This window comes from Oceanicola sp. S124 (genome assembly GCF_000220565.1).
In the GTDB taxonomy this organism is placed as follows: Bacteria; Pseudomonadota; Alphaproteobacteria; order Rhodobacterales; family Rhodobacteraceae; genus Pseudooceanicola.
This window is the reverse complement of record NZ_AFPM01000140.1, coordinates 1-4,820: the sequence shown is the minus strand read 5'-3', so window position 1 is coordinate 4,820 and position 4,820 is coordinate 1. Positions and strand designations below refer to the sequence as shown.

5 protein-coding genes and 1 pseudogene are annotated in these 4,820 nt (G+C 69.2%); 5 read left to right on the top strand and 1 reads right to left on the bottom strand.

Going from position 1 to position 4,820, the window contains the following annotated elements; genetic code table 11:
* Positions 1-143 precede the first annotated feature (143 nt).
* Genes OS124_RS27795 through OS124_RS0109760 form a run of 5 tightly spaced genes read left to right on the top strand, consistent with a single transcriptional unit; the run spans position 144 to position 3,677 of the window.
* Complete coding sequence (locus tag OS124_RS27795; RefSeq protein WP_010139382.1) at positions 144-395, top strand: branched-chain amino acid ABC transporter ATPase; 252 nt, start codon at positions 144-146, stop codon at positions 393-395.
* A 21-nt stretch (positions 396-416) separates the two neighbouring features.
* Positions 417-1,652, top strand: a complete 1,236-nt coding sequence (locus tag OS124_RS0109775; protein ID WP_237708099.1) for a cytochrome P450 — start codon at positions 417-419, stop codon at positions 1,650-1,652.
* 10 nt (positions 1,653-1,662) lie between these two features.
* Positions 1,663-1,986, top strand: a complete 324-nt coding sequence (locus OS124_RS0109770; protein WP_010139380.1) for a 2Fe-2S iron-sulfur cluster-binding protein — start codon at positions 1,663-1,665, stop codon at positions 1,984-1,986.
* A complete protein-coding gene (locus OS124_RS0109765; RefSeq protein ID WP_010139379.1) occupies positions 1,983-3,161 on the top strand; it encodes an NAD(P)/FAD-dependent oxidoreductase in 1,179 nt (392 codons plus the stop codon). Before OS124_RS0109770 ends, OS124_RS0109765 begins: the two co-directional genes overlap by 4 nt.
* 27 nt (positions 3,162-3,188) lie before the next feature.
* Positions 3,189-3,677, top strand: coding sequence for a MarR family winged helix-turn-helix transcriptional regulator (locus tag OS124_RS0109760; RefSeq protein ID WP_010139378.1), 489 nt, complete (start codon positions 3,189-3,191; stop codon positions 3,675-3,677).
* A 248-nt stretch (positions 3,678-3,925) separates the two neighbouring features.
* Here the strand turns inward: OS124_RS0109760 and OS124_RS27420 are convergent.
* Positions 3,926-4,820, bottom strand: a pseudogene (locus OS124_RS27420) (autotransporter outer membrane beta-barrel domain-containing protein); the annotation flags it as partial.

Genomic DNA, 4,820 nt, shown 5'->3' with positions numbered 1-4,820 from the left:
GGGGATGCCTCGCTGGAAGAGGCCTACGCCCTGTTCCCGCGTCTGAAGGAGCGGCGGCGCAATGGCGGCATGCAGCTCTCGGGGGGGCGAACAGCAGATGCTGTCCATCGCCCGCACCCTGACTGACCCGCCCCGACGTGTTGTTGCTGGATGAACCGCTGGAAGGTCTGGCCCCGGTAATCTGCGAGCAGCTGATGGCGGTCTTCGAGGAACTGGCGAAGGACGGCAGCCGCGCCGTGGTGCTGGTGGAACAACATGCCGAGGCCGCATTGGCCTTCGCCACGAGGGCCATCCTGATGGCCAACGGAACGATCGTGCACGAGGGGCCCGCTGCGGACCTGAGCGCCGACAAGAGCTTGCTGCATCGCCACGTCGGTGTCGGCATCGCCCCCTGAAGGAGGACCGAGGAGGAGATCATGAGAGACATGGAACTGATCGAGGGCCACCGCGCCATCACCCCGCCCGAGGGCATGCCGGTCTGGGACGTCGACCCCTTCGATACCGATATCCTGCGCGACCCGGAGGCCTATTACGGCGAACTGCGCGCCCGTGGTCCGGTGGTCTACATCCCGCGCTGGTCGGTGCTGGCCTGCGGCCAGTACGAGACGACCAGGACGGTGTTCAGCGATCACGAGAACTTTGTCTCGTCCCGCGGCGTCGGCCTGAACGACTTTCATCTCGGAGAACCCTGGCGGCCGCCCTCGATCATCCTCGAGGTCGATCCGCCCGAGCATACCCGCACCCGCCGCGTCATGTCCCGTGCCCTGTCGCCCAAGGTGGTGAAGACCCTGGTCGCGATGTTCGCCGAGACCGCCGAGCGACTGGTCGAGGAGCTGGTCGCGCAGCACCGTATCGAGGCGGTCGAGGATCTGGCCGAACGCTTCCCGATCTCGGTCTTTCCGCCTGCGGTCGGGATGCGGGATGTCGACCAGCGCATTCTCGTCGACTACGGCGCCTGCGTCTTCAACGCGATGGGACCGGACAATGCCCTGCGCCGGGCCGCGCTGGCCCGCAATGCGCAGATCGCACCCTGGATCATGGCCGCCTGCGCCCGCGAGCGGCTGACCGAAGATGGCATCGGCGCGATGATCTATGCCGATGCCGACACCGGAGAGATCGCTGCGGACGAGGCCTCGCTGCTGGTGCGCTCGCTGCTCTCGGCCGGCGTGGACACCACGGTGACCGGGATCGGCAATGCGCTGCACTGCTTCGCCGCCAATCCGGGCGAATGGGACCGGTTGCGCGCCGATCCCTCGCTTGTCCGCCCGGCCATCGAAGAGGTGCTGCGCTATACCTCGCCGGTGCATACCTTCGGGCGCACCGCGGGGCGGGACAGCCAGATCGCCGGCTTCCCGGTCGTGGAGGGCACAAAGATCCTCTGCGTGCTCGGCGCTGCCAACCTCGACCCCGGGAAATGGGGCGAGGATGCCGGCTGCTTCCGCATCGACCGGCGCCCGATGGGCCACATGGCCTTCGGGGCGGGCATCCACGGCTGCGTCGGCCAGAACATCGCCCGCGCCGAGATGGAGGCGGTGCTGACCGCCCTGGCCCGGAAGGTCGCCCGGATCGAGTTCGACGGCGCGGCCCCCTGGCGGCCCAACAATGCCATCCACGCGCTCGACAAGCTTCCCCTGAAACTCATCCCCGCCTGAGGAGATCGTGATGCCAAGACTGACCTTCGTCGAACACGACGGCACCGAGACCACGCTGGAGGCCGCGACGGGCGACAGCGTCATGGAGACCGCCGTTGCCGGTGGTCTCGACGGGATCGTCGCGGAATGCGGCGGCTCGATGATGTGCGCGACCTGCCACTGCTACGTCGATGACGCCTGGATCGAGCGCACCGGCACGCGGTCGGAGAGCGAAGACGACATGCTGGAAAGCGCCGTCTGCGAGGTGCGGCCAACCTCGCGCCTGTCCTGCCAGATCGTCCTGACGCCCGAGCTGGACGGGCTGGTCGTGCATCTCCCGGAGGCGCAGGTATGAGGACCGGCCCCCTGGTCATCGTCGGCGCGGGGCAGGGCGGGTTCCAGGCCGCCATGTCCCTGCGCCAGGAAGGGTACGCAGGCCCGATCACCCTGATCGGCGCCGAGCCGGGGTTGCCCTACCAGCGGCCGCCCCTGTCCAAGGCCTATCTCAAGACCGGCGAGGCGGAGAAACTGACCCTGCGCCCGCAGGCGGTCTTCGACGCCAAGGGGATCACGCTGCGGATGGGCACTCGGGTCACGGCCATCGACCGGGCCGCGCGGCAGTTGTGCATCGGCGACGAGAGGCTGGACTACGAGACGCTGATCCTGGCCACCGGCACCCGCAACCTGCGCCCGCCCCTGCCGGGCGTCGAGCGCGCCCTGGATCTGCGCACGCTGCCCGATGCCACCGCCCTGCGGGCCGCGCTGGAAAGGCCGCGCCGCATCGCGGTCGTCGGCGGTGGCTTCATCGGGCTCGAGTTCGCTGCCGTGGCGGCCTCTCTCGGTCATCGGGTCAGCCTGGCCGAGGCCGCGCCACGGCTGATGGCCCGCGCCGTCTCTGCCGAGATGTCCGAGCGCTTCCGCCTGCTGCACGAGACCCTCGGGACAGAGCTTTTCCTGGGCAAGGGCGCGACCGAGGTCACGGAAGGAGGCCTCGTCCTGGCGGATGGCACCCGGCTTGCGGCTGACCTGGTGCTGCTGGCGGCCGGGGTGCGTCCGAACGTCGAACTGGCCGAGGCAGCGGGACTTGCCGTCGACAACGGCATCGTGGTGGACGCAGGTCTGCGCACCTCCGATCCGCATATCTTTGCCCTGGGCGATTGCGCGGCCTTCCCCGAGGCCGGCAGCGGCGCGCGGGTGCGCCTGGAAAGCGTCCAGGCGGCCACCGATCACGCCCGGGCCATCGCGCGGACGATCGTCCGGGGCGATGCGACACCCTATGCGGCGGTGCCCTGGTTCTGGTCCGACCAGCATGATGCCAAGCTGCAGATCGCCGGTCTGGCCCGTCCCGGCGACGACAGCCTGGTGCTGGACAGCGGCGCAGTCCTCCGCTTCCGCGGGGACCGCCTGAGCGCTGTCGAAACGGTCAATGATGCCAGGACGCACATGCAGGCGCGCCGCCTTCTGGCGCAGGGCGCCGATGCCACCCGTGACAGCCTGCGCGAAAGGAATTATGACCTGACAGCCGCATAGGATCTGAGCCCGGGGGGGCGCCACACCGTGACCGATCAGTCGAACCGCCGCATCTCCAGCCCGACCCGTCATCGTGACGGGGTGCGGATCCTGGATATCGACTATTACGCGCCCTTCCTTCTCAGCGCCGTCAGCAGCGCCTGGCAGCGACAGACCTCGGCCATCTACCGCAGCGACTTCAACCTCGGCATCGTCGACTGGCGGGTCATCGCCATGATCAACATCGAGCCCGAGATCACTGCCAACCGCATCTGCGAGGTCATTCGTCTCGACAAGGCCGCGGTGAGCCGGTCGCTGAAACTTCTTGGCGAGCGGGGGCTGGCGACCTTCGAGGCGACGGCCAGTGATCCGCGACGCCGCAGGTGGTGGCTGACCGAGGCCGGGCAGAAGGTCCATCACGACATCCTGGCCATCGCGCTGGAGTGCGAAGCGCGGATGCTCGAGGACATTGCCCCGGAAGAGATCGAGATCCACCTGAAGGTCATGCGCGCCATGCTGAGGAACCTCGACAAGTAGAGCGGGCCGCCTCCTGCGTCTTAGGGGCAGGGTTGCCGGGCATTTGCCGTGTGCGCGCGGGGACGGTGCCGCGCCATGCCTGCGAGGGTTGCAGCGCCGGGCCGGCGGCATGTTCGATAGGCGCCTGCCTGCAACCTGAAGAGGGCCGCGGTCTGGAGTGACGGCAGCCCTCTTTCATGGGTGATGGCGGGTTTGACGTGAGTGCTGCACGGGGTCGCCCCCCGTGCTGTGCCCGTCGCGTACCCGGGTCAGAAGTCGAGGGCGTAGCTGGCCTCGATGCCGCGGGCGGTGTAGCCTCCGCTGCCCAGCCCCTCGGCGAAGGCGCCGAACTTGTAGCGTCCGCCCGAGGGCAGGGTGCCGCCCAGGCCCAGCTCAAGCCGCAGCCTTGCGCTGCGCTCGGTCGCGGCGCCGGTGGCGCGGGTCTCGGACCACAGCGCCGAGAGACCCCCGCTCAGCACCTGTTGGCCGTCGCGCCGGGCCAGCTGGCGCGTCAACTCGGTGCCCAGCTCCAGCGTGCTGACCTGCAGCTGCTGCGCCGCGATCGGGTTGCCGAGGCTGTCGACATAGGCCTGCTGGCGGTCGCGGGCATGGCGGGCCGAGAGGAAGGGATGCAAGGTCCAGTCCGGGGTGACGATCTCTCCGGTCAGCTCGAGGGTGGCCAGCCAGCGCTCTGTCTCGAAGTGGTCGCGGTAGGTGCCGAGCGGCGAGACGGTGTTGCTGGAGCGCCCGTAGAGAAGCTGCCCGCTGAGCACCAGCGGCTGGTCGGGCAGGCGGTAGACCGCATAGGGGCCGACCAGCCAGCCCTGGCCCTCGACCTCGGCGATGCCATCCCGGCTGCCGGCATGGTCCAGCTGCAGCATGGCGCCGAGCAGCAGGTTGTCGCGCAGGGCGATGTGACGGCCGAATATGGCCAGGGCATAGGTGCTGTCGAGGGCGTCCTCGCGGCTGCGGGCATAGCGCAGCCGGGTCCAGAAGCCGCCCGAGGAGGCATGGGACATCTCGAAGCTGGCCCGGCCACGGGTGACATCGCCCGAGGCCCGGGTGCCGCTGTCGCCGCGCAGCAGGAAGTCCGCAAGGCGCGGCTGGTTGCCCAGCAGGTTCTCGGTGCGCGCCTTCATGAAGCCGGCGATCAGGGCGCGGGTT

Excerpts from the sequence above, each read along its gene's own strand:
- OS124_RS0109775 (WP_237708099.1), top strand. The coding sequence starts at position 417 with ATGAGAGACATGGAACTGATCGAGGGCCACCGCGCCATCACCCCGCCC.
- OS124_RS0109770 (WP_010139380.1), top strand. The coding sequence starts at position 1,663 with ATGCCAAGACTGACCTTCGTCGAACACGACGGCACCGAGACCACGCTG.
- OS124_RS0109765 (WP_010139379.1), top strand. The coding sequence starts at position 1,983 with ATGAGGACCGGCCCCCTGGTCATCGTCGGCGCGGGGCAGGGCGGGTTC.